At 37.1% G+C, this 18590-nt stretch carries 13 protein-coding genes and 2 pseudogenes; 12 read left to right on the top strand and 3 right to left on the bottom strand.

Annotated features, from left to right (window positions below; translation table 11 throughout):
• The first annotated feature begins 2 nt into the window (after nucleotides 1–2).
• Together BLS14_RS30360 and BLS14_RS30355 are read left to right on the top strand one after the other, a co-directional pair.
• The gene (locus BLS14_RS30360; RefSeq protein ID WP_090955577.1) at nucleotides 3–5675 is read left to right on the top strand and encodes an RHS repeat-associated core domain-containing protein; all 5673 of its coding nucleotides are present in this window, start codon (nucleotides 3–5) and stop codon (nucleotides 5673–5675) included.
• Between the two features lie 14 nt (nucleotides 5676–5689).
• Entirely contained in the window at nucleotides 5690–5956 is a 267-nt protein-coding gene (locus BLS14_RS30355; protein ID WP_090955575.1) for a hypothetical protein, read from the top strand.
• A gap of 1015 nt (nucleotides 5957–6971) precedes the next feature.
• Here the strand turns inward: BLS14_RS30355 and BLS14_RS33420 are convergent.
• Both BLS14_RS33420 and BLS14_RS30350 read right to left on the bottom strand, forming a co-directional pair.
• Nucleotides 6972–7106, bottom strand: coding sequence for a hypothetical protein (locus BLS14_RS33420; protein WP_256336761.1), 135 nt, complete (start codon nucleotides 7104–7106; stop codon nucleotides 6972–6974).
• Nucleotides 7099–8067 (bottom strand): hypothetical protein, encoded by a 969-nt coding sequence (locus BLS14_RS30350; RefSeq protein WP_090955574.1) that lies wholly within the window; start codon nucleotides 8065–8067, stop codon nucleotides 7099–7101. The genes BLS14_RS33420 and BLS14_RS30350 overlap by 8 nt, the downstream gene beginning before the upstream one ends.
• Before the next feature lie 634 nt (nucleotides 8068–8701).
• Here BLS14_RS30350 and BLS14_RS30345 point away from each other — a divergent pair.
• The 9 genes and pseudogenes from BLS14_RS30345 (at nucleotide 8702) to BLS14_RS33395 (ending at nucleotide 16930) form a co-directional block, all read left to right on the top strand.
• On the top strand, nucleotides 8702–9319 hold the full coding sequence (locus tag BLS14_RS30345; protein WP_090955572.1) for a hypothetical protein: 618 nt from the start codon (nucleotides 8702–8704) through the stop codon (nucleotides 9317–9319).
• A 626-nt stretch (nucleotides 9320–9945) separates the two neighbouring features.
• Nucleotides 9946–10938 carry a WG repeat-containing protein gene (locus tag BLS14_RS30340; protein WP_090955570.1) on the top strand — a complete coding sequence of 331 codons (993 nt, stop codon included), beginning with the start codon at nucleotides 9946–9948 and terminating at the stop codon, nucleotides 10936–10938.
• Between the two features lie 979 nt (nucleotides 10939–11917).
• On the top strand, nucleotides 11918–12082 hold the full coding sequence (locus BLS14_RS33415) for a restriction endonuclease (protein WP_371121681.1): 165 nt from the start codon (nucleotides 11918–11920) through the stop codon (nucleotides 12080–12082).
• A complete protein-coding gene (locus tag BLS14_RS33650; protein WP_371121680.1) occupies nucleotides 12054–12239 on the top strand; it encodes a restriction endonuclease in 186 nt (61 codons plus the stop codon). The genes BLS14_RS33415 and BLS14_RS33650 overlap by 29 nt, the downstream gene beginning before the upstream one ends.
• Before the next feature lie 1322 nt (nucleotides 12240–13561).
• Complete coding sequence (locus BLS14_RS30330) at nucleotides 13562–14938, top strand: amidase domain-containing protein (RefSeq protein WP_176854863.1); 1377 nt, start codon at nucleotides 13562–13564, stop codon at nucleotides 14936–14938.
• 116 nt (nucleotides 14939–15054) lie between these two features.
• A complete protein-coding gene (locus BLS14_RS30325) occupies nucleotides 15055–15720 on the top strand; it encodes a hypothetical protein (RefSeq protein WP_090955566.1) in 666 nt (221 codons plus the stop codon).
• A gap of 451 nt (nucleotides 15721–16171) precedes the next feature.
• Nucleotides 16172–16306: pseudogene (locus BLS14_RS33405) on the top strand (nuclear transport factor 2 family protein); the annotation flags it as partial.
• Between the two features lie 52 nt (nucleotides 16307–16358).
• Nucleotides 16359–16646, top strand: a complete 288-nt coding sequence (locus tag BLS14_RS33400; protein ID WP_256336759.1) for a PTS transporter subunit EIIC — start codon at nucleotides 16359–16361, stop codon at nucleotides 16644–16646.
• A 17-nt stretch (nucleotides 16647–16663) separates the two neighbouring features.
• Nucleotides 16664–16930, top strand: a complete 267-nt coding sequence (locus tag BLS14_RS33395; RefSeq protein WP_256336758.1) for a hypothetical protein — start codon at nucleotides 16664–16666, stop codon at nucleotides 16928–16930.
• A gap of 87 nt (nucleotides 16931–17017) precedes the next feature.
• Here the strand turns inward: BLS14_RS33395 and BLS14_RS30315 are convergent, their stop codons facing one another.
• Nucleotides 17018–17326, bottom strand: coding sequence for an Rrf2 family transcriptional regulator (locus BLS14_RS30315; RefSeq protein WP_256336757.1), 309 nt, complete (start codon nucleotides 17324–17326; stop codon nucleotides 17018–17020).
• A 309-nt stretch (nucleotides 17327–17635) separates the two neighbouring features.
• On the opposite strand from BLS14_RS30315, the pseudogene pyrH reads away from it, so the two are divergent.
• A pseudogene (gene pyrH / locus BLS14_RS30310) lies at nucleotides 17636–18355 on the top strand (UMP kinase).
• Nucleotides 18356–18590 lie beyond the last annotated feature (235 nt).

The raw sequence follows: 18590 nt of genomic DNA, 5'->3' as shown, positions 1-18590 counted from the left end.
TATTGAAAAATATAAAACGATTGCAATCTATACTGTCATTCTTGCTGATTATCAGCTTGGTATTAAACCCATTTTCAAATATCCAAATTTACGCAAATCCAATAAAAGAAGAGGCTGAGGACAATTCATTCAAGAGTATCTCTTCTTTTTCTAAACTTGATGAGAATCAATTAAACGAAATGCAGTCTTTATTTTCAGCTGATATGCTTTTAGTGGCCGCTTATTATTACTCTGATGTAACTTACTTGTTGAATACCGATTTACTAGTAAGGCTTTTAGATTTAGATAAAAAACAAGTTATTCGTATTATGGATGAATTATCTGAATCGGAAAGAGAATTATTATCACGTTATACGCCAGTTTCCATGCAGGTATATAACTACGAAAAAGATGCCAAGGGGGCTACGGCATATTGGAACTCACTCCAAAGTCCTACATTAGAGATGCCTTCGGTGACCGACTCGGTATACCAAGATGAAATTGAAGATGTGGAAGACGTTGGAAATACAAAAGGCAAAGGAAATACTGAAGACGTAAAAAATACAGAAGACGTAGAAAATACAGAAGACGTAGAAAATACAGAAGACGTAGAAAATACTGAAGACGTAAAAGATACAGAAGACGTAGAAAATACTGAAGACGTAGGAAATACTGAAGACGTAAAAGATACAGAAGACGTAGAAAATGCAGAAGACGCAGAAGACTCCTTTGAATCAAATTCTATCTTAACTCAATCGTTAATGAGCTTGCCAGATCGATTTTCGTTTACGGATCGTAACAGTTCCTTTGTGTATCAAAGTGACACTGATTCTGATGTCAACTCTATCTATAAAACTGCAACACAAAGTAAAGTCGATTTAAACTTAAAAGGAAAAACCAATCTGGATTTTTCACTTACACGTACGTACGATTCCTTAAATGCTAAAACAACTAATCCATCGTATGAAGCCATGCAAATATGTGAACAAGGAAACAGCGATTTTGATGCAACTTCTCCAGCTTCAGATTGTATGGGGAACACAGTAACTCAGGCGATTGATCAATTGACGGATACTGATTATTATATTGCGACAGGTTGGAACCTGGCACTGCCTGTCATGCATACGAATTATATTTACGAGTCCATTCCAATCACTTTTCAGCCGGGTGTAACTTATGATTCTTATAATAGAAGTTACAATTATGATCACGGCGTTCGCCGGTTTTCTCTCGAGGATGGCACCACTTATGAATTTGATTTAAATTCGGAAGGTGTGGTAAAGCATCCGAGGAATTATCCTTATGACAATGTTGTTTATCAAATGGATAGTAGTGGTGATCACTTATTAACCATAGATGACCAACTTACGTATGCGTTTAATGATGAAGGTGAGATATTATACAAGAAGAATCAGTTTGGTGATCAAATCACATACTCATATTCAAGTGATGGCATAAGCATTATTGATTCGGTGGGAAGACACATCGAAATTCAGAGTACTAATGCTGTAATTAACGGGTATACGGTCACTTCACCGAACGGAAAAGAATTGTACAAGATGTTTTATGACAAGACCCTGGTCGATCACAAGGCATCTTTAAGAGTGGCGGTAAAAGATCAAGTAGACACGTATGAAATGCAAGAGGTACCCGCTGCTTACTACGAACTGAATGCAGTGAAAGATAAGCTAAACAATCGTACTATTGAATCGTATTCTTATTATTCACCAGATATGAATTCGCACGCCGATTTTAATTTTGAAGATGACTACTATTATGAGTTTGACGAAAATTACAAACCGATTCTTGACCAAGAAGAAGCAGAAGCGAGTCAAATTTTTAATCGTGACTTAGCGACCTACGGCGAGGTTGAATACCTTCTCTTAAAACAAGTTGAAAATGACCAAGGCCTTCAGACACATTATCGGTATTCTCCGTATGATAAATCATGGTCACTCCAAGGAAGATGGACTGGTCAAGCAGAAATTCGCGGAACCATTCGTAACTATCTTGACGTAAATGTATTAACATATATTGGATATCATCCAGTAACATCTGTCTACTATACGTTTAAAGATATTAAAGATAACTTGAAATTCCTTCAAGAAAATGTAGAGGGAAATACCAAGGACGCTCAGGAAATATGGAATGTTTCAAGAACGGATGAGGAAATCGCTTATTTCAGATTGGCTAACAGTAAGCACCGTACGGGGGACGAAATTACTACCAAAACAAGTTACAATTATGGCGATTATGTAGCATCAGTAATGAATCGTTATACCCCGAATGCCTATGGCATGTTGAAAGAAACCTATTCATCCACACAATACTCGGATATACAGAATGCGTTGAAAGAAACCGTAGGTCAAGCGAATACAGATTTTGCGACTACAGAAGTAACATCAGTATTTTATAAAGATGGATTTAATCCGTCACTCATAAAAATGTTTACGGATGGTTTATCCTCCGATCCTCGCTCTGCTAAAGTGAAAAATGAATTATATTTTGGGGATAGTGCTTCAACCATTGATAGTTACGCTGCTCTTCAAACATTACAATATGACAATTACGGTTATCCAAAGAGAGTAGTCGACGTCTTAGGGAACGTAACAACTTATCTTTATAATGGACCCTTTCATCAAGTCAGTTATATCGAAAAAACACCTGCAGAAGCAAATAGCTCGACGAGACAGTCTTTTGATTACAATGCCAATGGCACTCTGTCAAGAAGTACAGAAATAAAAGTGTATACTAGTCAGGGCAAAAGTTCCACAGATACTCTAGTTACCGAATATTTGAACTACAATTCAGACCATCAACCTACGCATATTAAACAATCCAGTTCAGGGGATGGGTTTGGCAAGTACCGAGAAAATGATAATTATTTCGAATATGATGATGGTCAACATATTACGAAACAAACCGTTTATCTAACTTTAAAAGATGGATCATCACCACAACCTGTAAGTTACGCTTATACGTATGATTCCTACGGTAGGCAAGTATCCATGAGCTATCCAGATGGTAGTAAAGTGCTGTTTGATTATGATGATCAGGACCGAATTCTCCAAGAAAAATATTTGCCATCCGATGGAAGTAGTATCTTGGGTTATACGTATGCGTATGACAATTTTGACCGAGAAATCACATCGACAGAACCAAGTGGGATTCGTATTGTAACAACATACACTCCTTTTGGAGAAGTTGAAACACAGATGGCGGTTTCAAAAGGAACTACGCGAACATTGGTTGAAAATAAATTCAATAATAGTGGTGTGTTACTAACTGCTACTTTGCCTTATGGAGATGAACAGCTGAAGACCCGCTATCAATATGGTGCAAATGGTGAACTTTCTAAGGGAATTGATCCAAGCGGAGCCGTCACGAGCTATTCCTATGGAAATACGGCAATGGAAGGATCAAATGTATTACCAAGAAATTCGGTCAAGGTAGTAACTCCAAATGGTAAGGTAGAGGTTAAACTTAGTACTCTATCTGGATTAACGAATTTTTATCAAGAAAAGAGTGCAAGTAAAAATAGAGAGACCATATTTACTTTTAACTCGCTAGATCAAAACACAAAAACGACCGTTAAAACGGACGGTGGGCAGCAAGTTACACAGTATAGCTACGACCCGAATAACAAACTGGTCTCTATGACGGATGCTGAAGGAACGGACTATGCATACACATACGATTCCAACGGTGCTCTTACAAAACAATACATTAATGGGGAACTTCAAGAGGAGAGTAGCTATAATGAATTGGGATGGCAGTTATCATCTACAAAGACACAAAAAAGCGATACCCCAGATCTAAAAGATACAATTAGAGAAAAGCACTATGCGTATACACCTACGGGGCTTGTTGCTAAGTATACAAATGAACTAAATGAAACGTATTCCTATAACTATAATGGATATGATCAGCCTGATTTGATTACTGTAAAGGATGCTCAAGACCACACCACTTATAGTATTAACAAAACGTACGATCCAAACAATTTATTGCTTACTTCCATTCAATCAAGTAGCGAAAAAGATGTCATTCAATATGCCTACGATGAATGGAACCGTTTGAGTACTCAGACAGTCGGAAACCGTGCTTATCATCTGGTTTATAACAATTTCGATCAATTAGAAAGTTTAGCATATCCAGATGGGAAAAGTGTCAATTATGTCTATGATGAGTTAAGTCGAATTTCTTCTGTTTCTTACCCAGACATGGGGACAGTTGAAATGAGCTATAGTATTGGAGATGATTCAAACCAAATTACGACCAAGCATCCGAATCATCAGTCTCAATTGATAAAACTCAATGCGTTTGACGAGGTTGTTTCTACTCAATTTGCCGGATTCAATCAACAGATTAATTATGACGGGTTTAGTAATTTAACTCAGAAGATGACCAATTCTAAAATCACTTCGTTCCAATATGATCAACTGAATCGTATTCAAAAGGAAACGAGTCCTTTTGGAAACAACAAAACGTATAGTTATGATGTTAAAGGTAATATTGAAACCACAAATGAAGATAGTTTTGTTGATTTTACTGAAGGAAGTACTGACTTACAATATGATGGTCTTAATCAGCTTACTAAAGTGACCATAACAGATGATCAGGATGTTGAAACTTCTACTAAGTTCACCTATTATGGGGACGGACTTCGTGCATCCAAAACGGTCGGAGACAAGAGTACTCAATACATTTACTTGAATGATAAAATTATTGAGGAACTAGATGAACGAGGAACTCCTAAAGCGAGAAATATTTGGGGGAACTCACTTCTTTTCCGTGAGAGTAGTTCACAAAGGGGATATTATTACTACAACGACCATGGGGATGTAGTTGAGATCAAGGATTCGGCTGGTAATACACTGAATTCCTATGATTATGACATTTGGGGTAATTTGACCTCGGAAAAAGAGGCATTCGATAATCCATTTAAATATGCCGGAGAAATGTACGATGAAGAAACGGGTTATTATTATCTGAGAGCTCGTTATTATGATCCTGAGGCAAAACGATTTATTACAGAGGATACGTACGAGGGTAATCTGAATGATCCCCTGAGCAGAAACCTATATACTTATGTAGGGAATAATCCAATAACTCGTACAGACCCATCGGGACATTTCTGGGAAACTATTGCAGATGTAATAAGTATCGGTTGGAGTGCAGTTGATTTTTGGAATAAACCTAGTTGGAGTAATGCTGGCTTTTTAGCTTGGGATATTGCGGCTGCTATTATTCCATTTGCTCCAGGTTCATATACAGTTAAAGTAGGGAAATTGACATTTAAAACCGGCGATGATGCTGCCTCTTACTACAATAAACTTAAGAAGACACAAAATCTGACATGGGATAATCATGGGCATAAACACATTCTGAATAAGAATGTGAAATGGGATAAGAAGACTATAAAGGCAACAAAGTCTGGTGCTGCTAAATATAAGCCAGGTATAGATAATGAAATGTTAGAACGTATAGGTTGGGACCAGGGGACAATAGTGAAAAATGAAACGGGACAAGTGTGGAAAATAATGAAGTTTGATGACGTGGTTGGAGCTCACTTAGGGAAGGAAACAAAATATGTAGTTGTGAAAATGAGCAAAAATGGAAATTCAACTCCAGTTATACACGGACATCCTATTAATGAATCAGAAGCATTGCAATATTTGAAAAAATCAAAGTGAGGGGAGCATAATTAATGTTTGATGATATAGATTTCTCACCAGGACTTATTGCTTACAATGGAACGGAATTCTTGGATCAAGAAGATATTTTTCAAGTCAGGTATAATTATGGAATGAATATTATTATTGATGTTGGCTGGTATAGGAAGGAGTTTGCTGTGGTTGTAATTAAAGATTATGATTGGGATAACCCACTGATGGAAAAACGTTGTGTAGACTTGAATAAGTTACATGACTTGGTCCAAGAGTGCTCTGAATATGTAAGGGAAATAATAGCATGAAGATAGTTGACGCTTAATAGAGAAAATACTGCATCTGAGAGTAATAATCTCCAAGTGATTTTAGCCACCACCATGCACCACCCATTTAACGGGCAGCGATAACAAAATATTGTTGAAGGAAACGAACTAGTATGGACAAGAACGTTTGTTCCCTTCATTGTCGCTATTATGACATTCCCCCCTTCGAGTGGACAAGAGAAAAATGACATCTGTTAAGATGACTTCTCTTGCCTACCGAAGGTTTTTTTATGGGGAAAGCATAAAGTTTTTCTCGTGATTTGAAATCAGAGGTTGCTCGGCTAGTACAATAACGAGCCCATAGCTGAGCATCTTTGATTAATAAACTGGCAGAATTTTTTTCAGCAAGAAAATTGTGGATGCTATTTGAGAGTGTTACCTCATATGAAAATAATTTTAATTCTAAATAAGTCAAGCTTTGAACCTGCTTCATGGAGAAATTCCATATATTATTGTGGAGGGACAAGAACATAAGCGGAAATTAAAAAATGAGCTATCAATTTTTTCAACATGTTAACGTCTCCTTTTATATGACGGATTTTAACAAAGCTCCTTGGTTAACCTAGTTTCAGGTTCTATGAAGTAATAAAGTGAAACTTTCGTAATGTCTTTCTTACTTCTGACTGATAATAACCGTGCAGAAAGATCATGAATGGTATTTTCAATGGAAATTAATTGTCTGCAGACAGAGCAGAGAGTATCGCATAGTCTGCTTCAATACCATTAAAGTTCCAGGTTTCTCCGTTCACAACAAAATTCTAACCACCCTCTAATGTATTTCCAGGGTATAAAGAAAGTACATGAGCACCAGCTGGTGACGAGGTAGCTCACATATTAGCCTTTGATTTAACTGTCCAAACTGTTATAACTGTGATTTGTGACTCTTTAAAGTTCTGAGTAACAGGTGAATCCGTGATGTTTTATTAAAGTTTTAAAATATTAAAATCGAATAACAAAAGGACTAATCCTATATTAGGTTAGTCCTTTTGTTATTCGATTAAGCCAATTCTTCTTTAAATTGAAGAACAAATTTGTACATACCAAATATTGCAAACGCAATGATCAGTAAGACAAACCAAGTAGGGATTGAAAAAGCTTTACCTCCACCCAGTGCTACACCGATGTTATCCATTGATTCTCACCTCCTCTCCAGAAGTGGCACCTAAATCAGATACTATAGACGTCCACCCTTGATAGACTGAAGGTAGGGACAAAAATTCTCTTAGTTGGCAGCTAAATCCGCCACTAATGAAGATTAGAATTACAAATCTATAAATGAAAGGCTGATCAGCTAGCTTTGATATATGAAAATTTTCTTCAAGTATATTTAGGGTATCTCCAACTCCTGGAATGCTATAAATGTCTCCATACTGTTGTTCTATTACCAACCAATATTCCTTTAATAAAGCAATTAGTTCATAGCAATCCTTGTAGTCCTGAACATTCGACGTCTTAATTGCGTTCATCCAAGAATTCTCTTTAATCCAGCGGTTCACATGTTGAAGTAGTAATTCTTCATGGGGTTCATCTGATAGTGTACTCTTACTTTGAATGAATTCACGAAATACTCCTGGAGTAATCGTTCCATTCAGTAATTCCCTAAATAATTTCCCTGTTTTAAACATTGCATTTGCAGTTTCTTGAAATTCTACGTTTTCCCTAGCTAAGAACTGTTTAGAAGGTCTTCCAACTTTCCTAGGCAGCTTACCTACATTCTCCGAAAGAATCATATCCATAAATTCGCTCTGATCGTAAGTATACTCTGATCTATCCTCGAACCACTTTATCATCTTTGTTTGATACTCCAGTAATCTTATTTGTAGCTTCTCCAGATCAACCGGGTATCCTCGCCAGAACAAAACATAGATGTAATCCTGTTGACGTCTAATTTTCTTGTTCACATTCAGTTCGTTTATTAAACATATAGCATCTATGGATCGCTCATCAAACAGCTTCACCACACCGGTACGGCTTGCATTTCCTTGACTTGTTTTTGTGCCTGTAAGTAGTCCATATCCAACGTAGCGTTCAATCTTTTTATCATTAAGTTCAATGCCACGTGACTTAGCTTGGGCTTTTAGTTCCTTTTTCAACAATTGTCTCACCTCGTTTTTTCATAATAGTCTGTCCAAGTAATAAAAACAAAGGATTTGAATGGGGAAATAAGAGCATAGATGATACACAACTTATACTCTTCTGAAAGATAAGTAATGTTAAGATAAAAGAAATCGCTAATGGAGGTAATCCGATGGGAGTGGTAAATTGTAGAGAAGAGTTTTTGAGGGCAACTAGAGCAATTGTTTCAGCTAAAGGTGTTAACTTCTTTACACATAAGGAAGTAATAGATTATATGAAGAGGCGAACACACAGTACTTCTAGGTGCTGCTCTAACACTACACATCATTACAAATCTTCTTATGAAGACTATGAGCGGGTACAACCGGGTCACTACAAAATACTCAATCTGTAATTATACTGTTTCTTAGGATGTAAGAGGCGATAGGGGAGGGATAGGGAACCGAATATAATCGTTCAACATGTTCATTTAGAAAACAAAGAATCGGGAATCTTAAACTTCGTAAAGTAGGGGATAGTCGATAATTAACTGATTAAAATTCATACTATACTGAAATCTATTTAGTGAAGTTATTTAACTACAGTTAGGGATATGAAGCATATGAAAGAGGAACATTAAAAAATAAGAAAAAAAGGGAAGGGAGCTATTGGATGAGAGAAGATAATAGGCTTAATATAATGGTCTATACACTAAATAGTGGTGTTAAGGGTAAGGTTGAGCTTTCTAAAGAGCAATCTGAAGAGTGGATTACGTGTTATAACAAAGAGACTCGATTTATAACCTCCGTTGGTAAAGATATTTTCGGATTAAATGCAACTCTGGTAGCTGATTTTAAACTCGAACAATCCGAACAGCAAATTGAACTTGATACCCTTAACAGTTCCCAAACTAAAGAGGATATTACAGAAACAGAATTGAATCATGAAAAAAGTAACTTACTTGAAACGGATATTTCATTACCCATACCTAGGGTTACATTCAAAATTGCTTGCAAATGTTCTGCTACATACTGCGCACCATATAAAAAAACTACTACATTCTCAAAATGTAAATATTGCGGTGAACGAGTCTTTGTAGATTACTCTGCTGGAATTATTGACACTCACTTTGGTAAAGGTTTATTCATGACAAATAAGAAGTACGTTAATAGAGAATGCCCGCTTCCCGAGGGCTATGATGAGCTAGTTGACACATACGTACCTAGAGACCAATTGCTTGCGAAAACGCTTCGAGATACACAAGAACAGATCAGGGGTCGAGACTATTGAGAAGAACAGTATGGGCATGATCAGACTTGAACCGTTCAAACCGCAGCGACTTTACAAAATTCATCGCTTGGATTAATTCGCCCAGGTTTATGATTTAATTGGGGAGGGAGCAAGTGAATCTAAATAAATAAACTTTAAATTTGGTTCCTATGCAAAGTTTGCAATTGGTCTTAGTCAATCAGTATGTAAGCCTGGCGGAAGGCGATGTACTATTAAATTTATTGAAATGAAAGGAAGGACTGGGGCGCGTTTATCTCATTTGCCTTCTACCAAAAATGGTCAATGGAAGTCAGATGTCTGCCCAACCAACCACTTCTCCGAAGAATCTTTTGATCGTCGAAGCAACAATATAAGACTTCGCCATAACCATTTGGATAAAGAAGTAGGGCAGGTTATTCTAAAAATAATAGTTGGAAAAGGGCGTACTTTCAGGTGTGTCACCCTTATATGACGTCATGGTTTCTCTTCTGGCCCTTATTAGGTATATAACTAGCCATCATCAATAAGGGATTGCTACTTGCAGTTATCTTTTTCATTTTACTGTTTGCTAGAAGTGGATTGCTCATTTATAAGTTAGAAGTTTACATATATCAGAGTTTAATGAAAAATCAACTGGAGGTTTCAGCGTGAGAAAGAAATTGAGATTAGCATTACTGCTTTCTATTGTTACCATTCTATTATCTGTACTTTGCATTCCTACGCAAGTATCTGCAAGTCAAAAAGCGATACAAACGATTAAATTAAAACCTGGCGAAGCGAAGAAGCTCAAAATTCCCTCCCATTATACCAATAACACCAACGAAACGATGTATCTAAAACCCACAGCTTATTTGTCGGGTTGGGGTCACGCTGGAGAAAACATGGTTTCGGTCACAAGCTCGCCAGCGGTGCTAAAATTGCTTCCGGGCGAAGGTGGCGCGTTTTCGTATACCGTCAAATTCGCCCCAAAGGTGAAACCTGGGAAATACATGCTAGAACTCTCGGTATATGAAATCGGTGGTTATGTATGGAACGAGTTTATCATTGAATTTATCGTTGAATCTGAAGAACCTAGTATTCTAAAAATCTTTAATGATGATCCTCACAATCAAAAGCTTTATGTTTACCAGAGTAGCCAAGGGACATACGGCTATGTTGATAAAAACAGAAAAATCATCATTCCGGCTAAATTTCAGACAGCCAAACCATTTAACGCTAAAGGGGCAGCCCCAGTCAGCATCAATGGAAAGTATGGATTTATCAATAAAAAAGGAGCCTACTTTATTAAGCCGCAGTTTGACGAAATTGATGATACTGGTTTTCATGAAGGATTGGTTGGAGTAAGAATCGGAAAAAACTGGGGTTTCATCAATGAAAAAGGAAAAGTTGTTGTGAAGCCTAAGTATGCTCGTATCTTTTTTTATTCGGAAGGATTAGCTCCTGTAACTCTACACAACGGAAAAGTCGGCTTCATCGACAAAAAAGGTAAAATGGTCATCCCCGCGATTTACAGTAGTGTAACGAGCTTCAGTAATGGACAAGCTATCGTTTATAAGAATGGAAAGGCCTATTACATCAACAAAAAAGGAAAAGTGATCAAGGAAGCTAAAGACATTCTGAAGTGGGAATATGATGAATAAAAACTAGTATGAACAATGAAGTCCATCTCATTTGAGATGGACTTCATGTTTTACAGAACAAAAAGTTTTTCTTATTATTTAATAGCCGAGATCTTTTATGTGCCCGCAACTCAGTTCGATGATGCCCCAACACTGACTTCACTGGAATATAGATACTCTACCACCACTTTAACTGTAACCTTCCCTTATTGAGCTAATGCTTACATACTAAATCATGATACTCAAACAGAAGTTAAACAAGAGAGAAGAAAAGTAACCTCTATGAAACGTTTATTAATTTTACTCAATGCGAATCTTATCCCCAATCCCTGGAATGCTTGCTTCCATATTGTTGAAGGACAAATCGGCCATCTTGGAGTGGCCATAAGGTAAATAGATGATATCTGTCAGAAGAGCGAGACCAGGGATTCTTTTCTTGAAGTCCCTCTATAAAAAGGATGGGTTAAATTCGATGCTTCTGAGTCGCCTTAGCCACTCGTTTGAATAGTTTGGGTTTCAGATGAGGACAGACCAAACCGAATTTTCATCAATCCACGACTTCGTTTGAGATTATACATGATACTGATTTAGATTAAACGTGAAGCTTCCGGCGATGAAAGGTTTTATTCGCCAATTTGAAGACATCTTCATCGCGCTGAGCCTTCTTTAAGAGTCCCTCTGCTGCTTGAAGATAACGATTTAGCCGGATCATCCGTTTTAGACCTTGGCTTATAGCTTGTTTGCATAAATTCAAAATCTTGATTTGCATAATACTGTGATCACAAATTCTATCTATCACCTTGAAATATATGGTATTATTGTACTGGAAATTAGAAGGGGTGTAGGTCTAATGGAGTATATTATTTTTCTGCTGATTATTGCTTAAGTTTTTGTGTTGTCTATATTAATTCTCATCTAGTCGAGAAAACAAAAGATTATCGTTGAATTTGATAAGGAGGACTACGAACTAAGAGATATTACATTAGCTGATATTGATAGAATGGAAAACGGCTCCGGTTTTGAGATGTACTTATACAGATTATTAATCGAACTAGGCTATTCTGGTGTCTATAAGACTATAGGTAGTCGTGACTTTGGAGTTGATATCGTTTTTACTGATCCAGTTGGAGTTGAAAATGTCATTCAAGCCAAAGATATTCGGTAGAAATCCGGTAGGCATTAGTGCTGTTCAAGAAGTTTTCTCTTGTATGAGATACTATAAGGCTAAAAAAGCGGTTGTCATCGCAACAACCAGATTCACAGATTCATGTAAAACGCTGGCTGGTATAAATTACGTGAAGTTAATTGATCTTACGGACTAGCTTAGTATTATAGAGGCTCTCAGAGCTGGTGATACCTTTGCAGCTCGTAAAATAATTGAAGCGGAACCCAGAAGGATACTTGATGGCTATGAGAAATGGCGAGAGAAGTCTTAGGTTGTACTGTCAAAGTATATCCACTCTCCTAGTAATTCGAATCATTGATTTTAAGCCATTAGTGATGAAGTGCCGATATAATTATTATACGGAATCTAAAGCAAGTAAACTATTAGAATAGTGGGGTAGGTAAATGAAACGAATTACAAGTGAGAACTATTAGAATGCAGATGAACCTTTTAATGTTTTCGGTTACAGAGATCCTCTGACAGGTGAATATCAAAAAATTACGGAGACATCTCTAATAGAGTCGATTGATAACACTATCAATGTATCAAGCATTTAAAGCTTTTCAGGCAACGATTTCCCATATTCATGAAAAGATATGCGGATCAAATTACACTGGAACCACTCGTTTGCAGCTCTCGTCTATGATAGACAGGATGTCAAAGAGAAATATGATTGATCAAGAAATGTCAAGGGACAAGAACATGGTCCCATTGAAGTCGCTATTTTAGCGGCTTTTTTAATTTATCGTACAAGTTTGTCCCGAGCCAAGGACAAGAACTTGTACCGATTGCCGGAATTGACAAGAACATAGTCCGATTACCGATTAGATGAACATCTAATCATTGATAACATGTACTTAAAGCTTTATTAAGTACCATAATACATGAAAATGTTCACATTTGTTTAGAACAACTGATACGATGGGGAGTTAAACACCGGCGGCTAGGTATTAAAAAAGCGAATCATACAAGTTAACGAAGACACGCAGGCACCCCGCAGGCAAGAATTTTCTCTGAATAATACAAACTTTGCTTAATGTATTTCCTTTCTAATTCAAGACTTGCTATGTAACCTTTTGAACCTTCAACCTCTGTACTACGTTCGATTTGTACCTTAGTGATCAAATGTTTAAGTTTCTTGATTTGCTTTTGGTAATACACCACTTTTTCTGCTACAGTGCTCTTCTTTTTAGCAGCGGCTTCTACTTTAGGCTGAAGGACTGTAATCTATAACATTATTGTTTTTCTCTATTATCATTGACAGATTTAAGGGAATATTTTATATTGGAAATTATTACAATTATTTGTAATGTTTTTACTTTTTAAGGACGTAAAAATAGCTAATTGAAACGATTGTTAGGATTATTACTAATGATCGTTCTAGGAGGTGTGATTGCAAGAAAACTTTAATTTCATGTTTATAGTATTGTTTTTTTATACAAATGAGATGAGAGGAATGATTTTTTTTTGAAAAAAATAATGAGCAATGTGATTGTAGGTGCACTTGTACTTTCCATGAATATTCCAGCTGCTCAGGCTCAAAGTAACCCACCTGATTTTGATACTCAAGATATTATTCTACCAGACCATAATTTTGATGATTCGTATGTTGAACCCAGTAGTCCATTACAAATTGAATTGAACACTCAGGATAGAGCGATTAGCTTGTCTGCCGTGACAACTAGTTATTCCCTTGCAAAAGAATTGTTGAAGAATTACTATGAAAATATCGATCTCGGAACAAAGCAATTAGATAACAAATCAACTGTCAGGACAGAATTGCTTGATTCCGAACTGTCTGATTACTTCGAAAAGAAAATGAAAACAAAACAATTTGTGGTAGATGCCGCAAATGCACAAAAAGAAAACTACGTCTTGAAATTCAATTTACTGTCCTCTGAAGTTACCGAAGAAGGCATCCTCTTGACAATAGGTACTGAGGCCTCATTCAATTACGTGGGAATGGAAGTGGAGTCTGGATTTGGCGAAGTGTCAAAAATGTTATTTCGCAATACAGATGCAGGGCTTACTATTTCAGATTGGTATATGCCATATGACTATTATGATGAATATGTTAGAGGTGAAGGGGATCATATAAGTAATCTCGTTAATATCAACTCTAAGCTGGATAGCTCTTATACCGCTAATAGACAAGAGGAATTAAATGATAAAATCACCGATTATTTTTCTGTCGATCGCGAAGCTCCAGTACAAATCAATAGTTTAGAAAATGACGGATCATCTAATCAGGTTATTACGCCTTTTGCAACCTTATCTTCATTAAATAAGACAGCGATAGCAAATTATGCGAAAAATAATAAAGCAAAAGATCAGCCTGCAAGTGGTGGTTCGAATGTTTCTTACTACGATTTCTCACAAATAACTGGAAATTGGGACTGTACAAACTTCGTATCTCATGCATTACTCGCTGGTGGTGCAATTACTTACGATACTAATGGAACAGGTATTGCCTCTACAGGCTGGTATTATAGAAGTTTGAGTAATCGTGCTTCATCCTGGTCAGGTGTACCAAACTTGTATAATTTTTTGGTGAATAACACAACGAAGGGTCCGGCTGGGACGGGTACTACATACTCAACGTTCAAATATAATGCTAGTGCAGGCTATCCATATCAAATTGGAGATGTATTGCAATTTTATTTGAGCGGATCTTACAATAATTGGCGGCATTCGACTATTATTACTGAATACTACGAAACTAATACGATGTCAGTTCTTGGAGCATTGGTTACAGGACGCTCTGGTAAAAATAGTTATAATAACAACCAAAAGGCGGAGGAAATTTATCCTGGTGATAGCAAAAGGGTTATAAAATTGACTGGTTATTACAAGTGAAAAATTTGAGGGGAGATGCACAACACTTCATTGTTTTTTTGAAGCGTTGTGCATCAAACTAATTTCTCCTCCTTAATTATCTGGAGTTCGAGAATATTTTCATAGGAGGAAACTTAATGAAACGTGCTTACCTGTTATTATTGATTTTATTAACTCTTAGTGCATGCGAACAGACCAGTACTAGTGACAATGAAAATAACAATGTTCCCGTTGTTGGAGATATTAATAATGCTGAAAACACAAGAGTTTCGCCTGTAACAAAAGGAAATTCATCAAAAGATTCCTCCTATTTTTTGGCGAAAGACGAAAGTGGTCTAACCGCTTCAGATTTTGAAACAGCATACAAAATGTGTACGGATGCTCTGTCTGAATATTATAGGGCGATCTGGAACGGTTCTGACATTGAATTGGATACTTATATAGATAACGAAAACCTTAAACAATATACGCAAAAAAAAATCACCTCTCAATACGATTTGTTCCTTAAGAACAATCTTACTCATAATTTGGTGACAGACGTTGATGTTGATGCAGCAGAAGTAAAGTATGTTGGAGTGGGTAAGAACTTTTTCTATCTTAAATTAGATGCACAAGTTAAAAAGGATGTAGGCAGTTTTGCTGAACCTACTGAATTTCTTGTGCAAAGTGCGAATGGAAAGTTAGTCATTGTTGACTGGTATACTAATGCAAAGGATAGTTATGATTTCACTGTACGTGGAGAAAATCAAACGATCAATAATCCTGATATATGGAATAATAGCGATGTTATAGGAAATAATTAACTAATTGAAGTCTGTATGTAAAGATCCTTCCGACATGAATTTTCCGCTCTTACCTTACCCCGTAGTAAGCTGATAGGTGTCCTCATTGCTAATTCAGCGCTCCATCTGTAAAGTTTATGTCTAAGTATCGAATGTATCATTTAAAGTGAGCGGAGTTTCATCGTCCATTGATTATGTGGGTATGAGAACTTAATGGATGTTATAAATTGATTTTTTACTCAATAGGACAGTGATTGATGTATAGAAGCATAATAAAAAAAACGCGGGTTACAGGGGCGAATTCAGCACTGTGACTCGCGCTTTTTAGTCCATGCTGTAGTACCAAAGGGTAACCTTTGAAGTCCTAATTCCATTTTGAATGGCTTAATTAGGTTAACTTCCAATCTTGCTTAATTATCTTTTCATCATAGTGATTGTCCAGCTATAGGGCTGTTGTTCGAGGGACAAGAACATGGTCCCATTGAAGTCGCTATTCGAGGATTATGAAGCAATTGTTGAAGTGATTAGTAAGTATGTGGATGGATTGATAGCAGGTAAGAAGGAAATTATGCAACCGGCATTCCATAAAGATGCAACAATGTACGGCTATAATTATGGTTTCCTGGGAGGTTCTATTACGAACTTATGGGATTTCGTAGATGAAGCAGGTGCAGCCACTGATTGTCATATTAGTTGTGGCACCAATTACTTTGATAGCGATTGGACCCTTAGGTATGTATGTCGGTACAGATATATCGAACTTGATTTTTTGGATCCAAGACCGAGTGGGATGGTTGACAGTGGTCATAATGGCAATACTGATGCCACTGTTCGTCATGTATGGAATTCATAAAGTTTTTTATCCTGTTTTCATTAATGCAATGGTATCACCAGGTTATGAAACATTAGTACTTGTGGCAATGCTGGCCTCCAGGCCTCCAATATAGCACAAGGCGCTGGTGCAATGGCTGTAGCATTCAAAACAAAGGATGCAAAATTAAAACAGGTCGCCTTTTCTGCTGGAATATCAGGTTTGTGCGGAATAACAGAACCAGCGCTTTATGGAGTACATTTGAGGCTGAAAAAGACACTCTTTGCTTGCATGATAGGAGCCGGGTCATCAAACCTTAGATTATCAAGCTTCTATATGACTCGGTGCAAAATCATTAAATGTAAAATAAAGCTACCCATCAGAGGAGTAGCTTTATTTTACATTTGCCTTTATCCGTAGTTGCTCTACAATCTGAGTAGGGTAACAGAAGTTAGTTCTTGCTCCATAGCCTTCTGTGCATTAGAGAATTGGGGTAATAGAATGGATTCAATGTTCATTCCTGGGGTCCGTATCCTTGTGTATTTTGAAAAGCTGATTTCCATCCACAGATTCGACAGCTTTGAAGATATTCAGTAGGGTACATTTTTCAGGAGAGATCAGAAGAGAGGCCCCCGCAACTCCTGGTTTTGTATCAAAAAAACCTGCTTTTTTGAGCTGGGCCATGATCCTTCGAATTACTACAGGGTTACTATTGATGCTACGGGCAATTCGATCGCCTGTACTATATAGGGGGCCCAGCGAGATCATGGAAAGAATATGGACTGCCATTGAAAAGCGACTTCTTATTTGTTTCAATCTACTCGCCTTCTTTGCTAAATAGCATAGTTTCATTTAAAGAACAGGTCAATCGACGGCATCATCAGCAGGTAAACAGGTGGGTCAAAGATCAACTCCAAAAACATTTCCATTCTCATCATTGCAATTTACATTCACGTAATGTAAATCACTTGATGGAAAAAACATGAATTAGTGGGAGTATGAGGCGGAAAGGGAAGACTTACATTCAGTCGACATGTGTAATTTCATATTTCCATTCCAGTAGAGCACTAAAGCATTTATTGCTTTAGTGTTTTTATTTTATGGGGGTATATGGGGGTATAATCTTTGTCAAGGTACAAAAGGGTTCTCGTTAAGCTAAGTGGTGGAGCAGTAGCAGGAAACTCAGAATTTGGTTTTGAGCCAGAAAGGTTGGACCATATTGCGGATTAAATTATGTCAGTGGTAAACTTAGGTGTTGAAGTATCGTTAGTTATAGGTGGGGGTAACATTTTCGGAGGGAATATGGCGGAAAGCTGGGGGATAGAAAGGGCAGAAGCTGATAACATTGGTACACTTGCGACTGTAGTAAATAGTTTAATGCTTCGTGGAGTTCTTAAAGCCAAGACCAAAAAGGAAGTACGAGTAATGACGGCAATACCTATTACTTCAGTTGCAGAACCATGCATCCGTCTAAGAGCAATCCACCATCTAGAAAAAGGCTATATTGAACGGTCATCCTTACGTTACAACAGACTATCCTTCAGTATAAAGAGCCATCGAGGTTCATTGTGACGCTTTATTAGTTGCAAAGCAAGGAGTTGATGTGTTCTTAACGCAGACCCTAAATTGGATAAGGATGCAAGGAAATTTCGCTCGCTTCATTACAACGATGTCTTAAAACACAACTTAAAGGTAATGGACCAATCCGCTTTCATTTTAGCAAGAGACTACAATCTGCCCATGCATGTGTTTAATTTTGACAAGCCAGGCACAATGAAAGAGATTTGTGAAGGAAATAATAATGGTACTATAATTAGCGGTGAATCAATTTTGGAATTGGAATAACAGAACTTCTGTCCGAGGAGTACTTTTGTGCTCCCTAAATTTCGAAATAAACTTGCTGTTACAGACAGCGGGTTAACCGTATCATAAGCAGAGGCAAGTTTTGGAGTAAATACAAGAAGCCCGTTCTTTCAGAGCTTTTTAAAAATATATAAGAGGAGGCCACTCATTTGAAAGCACTTGTATTTAATAAATTCGGAGGACCGGAAGTACTAGAATATCTTGAAATTCCGGATCC

The organism is Paenibacillus sp. OK060, from assembly GCF_900101205.1.
Taxonomy (GTDB): Bacteria; Bacillota; Bacilli; order Paenibacillales; family Paenibacillaceae; genus Paenibacillus; species Paenibacillus marchantiae.
This window is presented reverse-complemented; position numbering and strand designations above follow the sequence as displayed.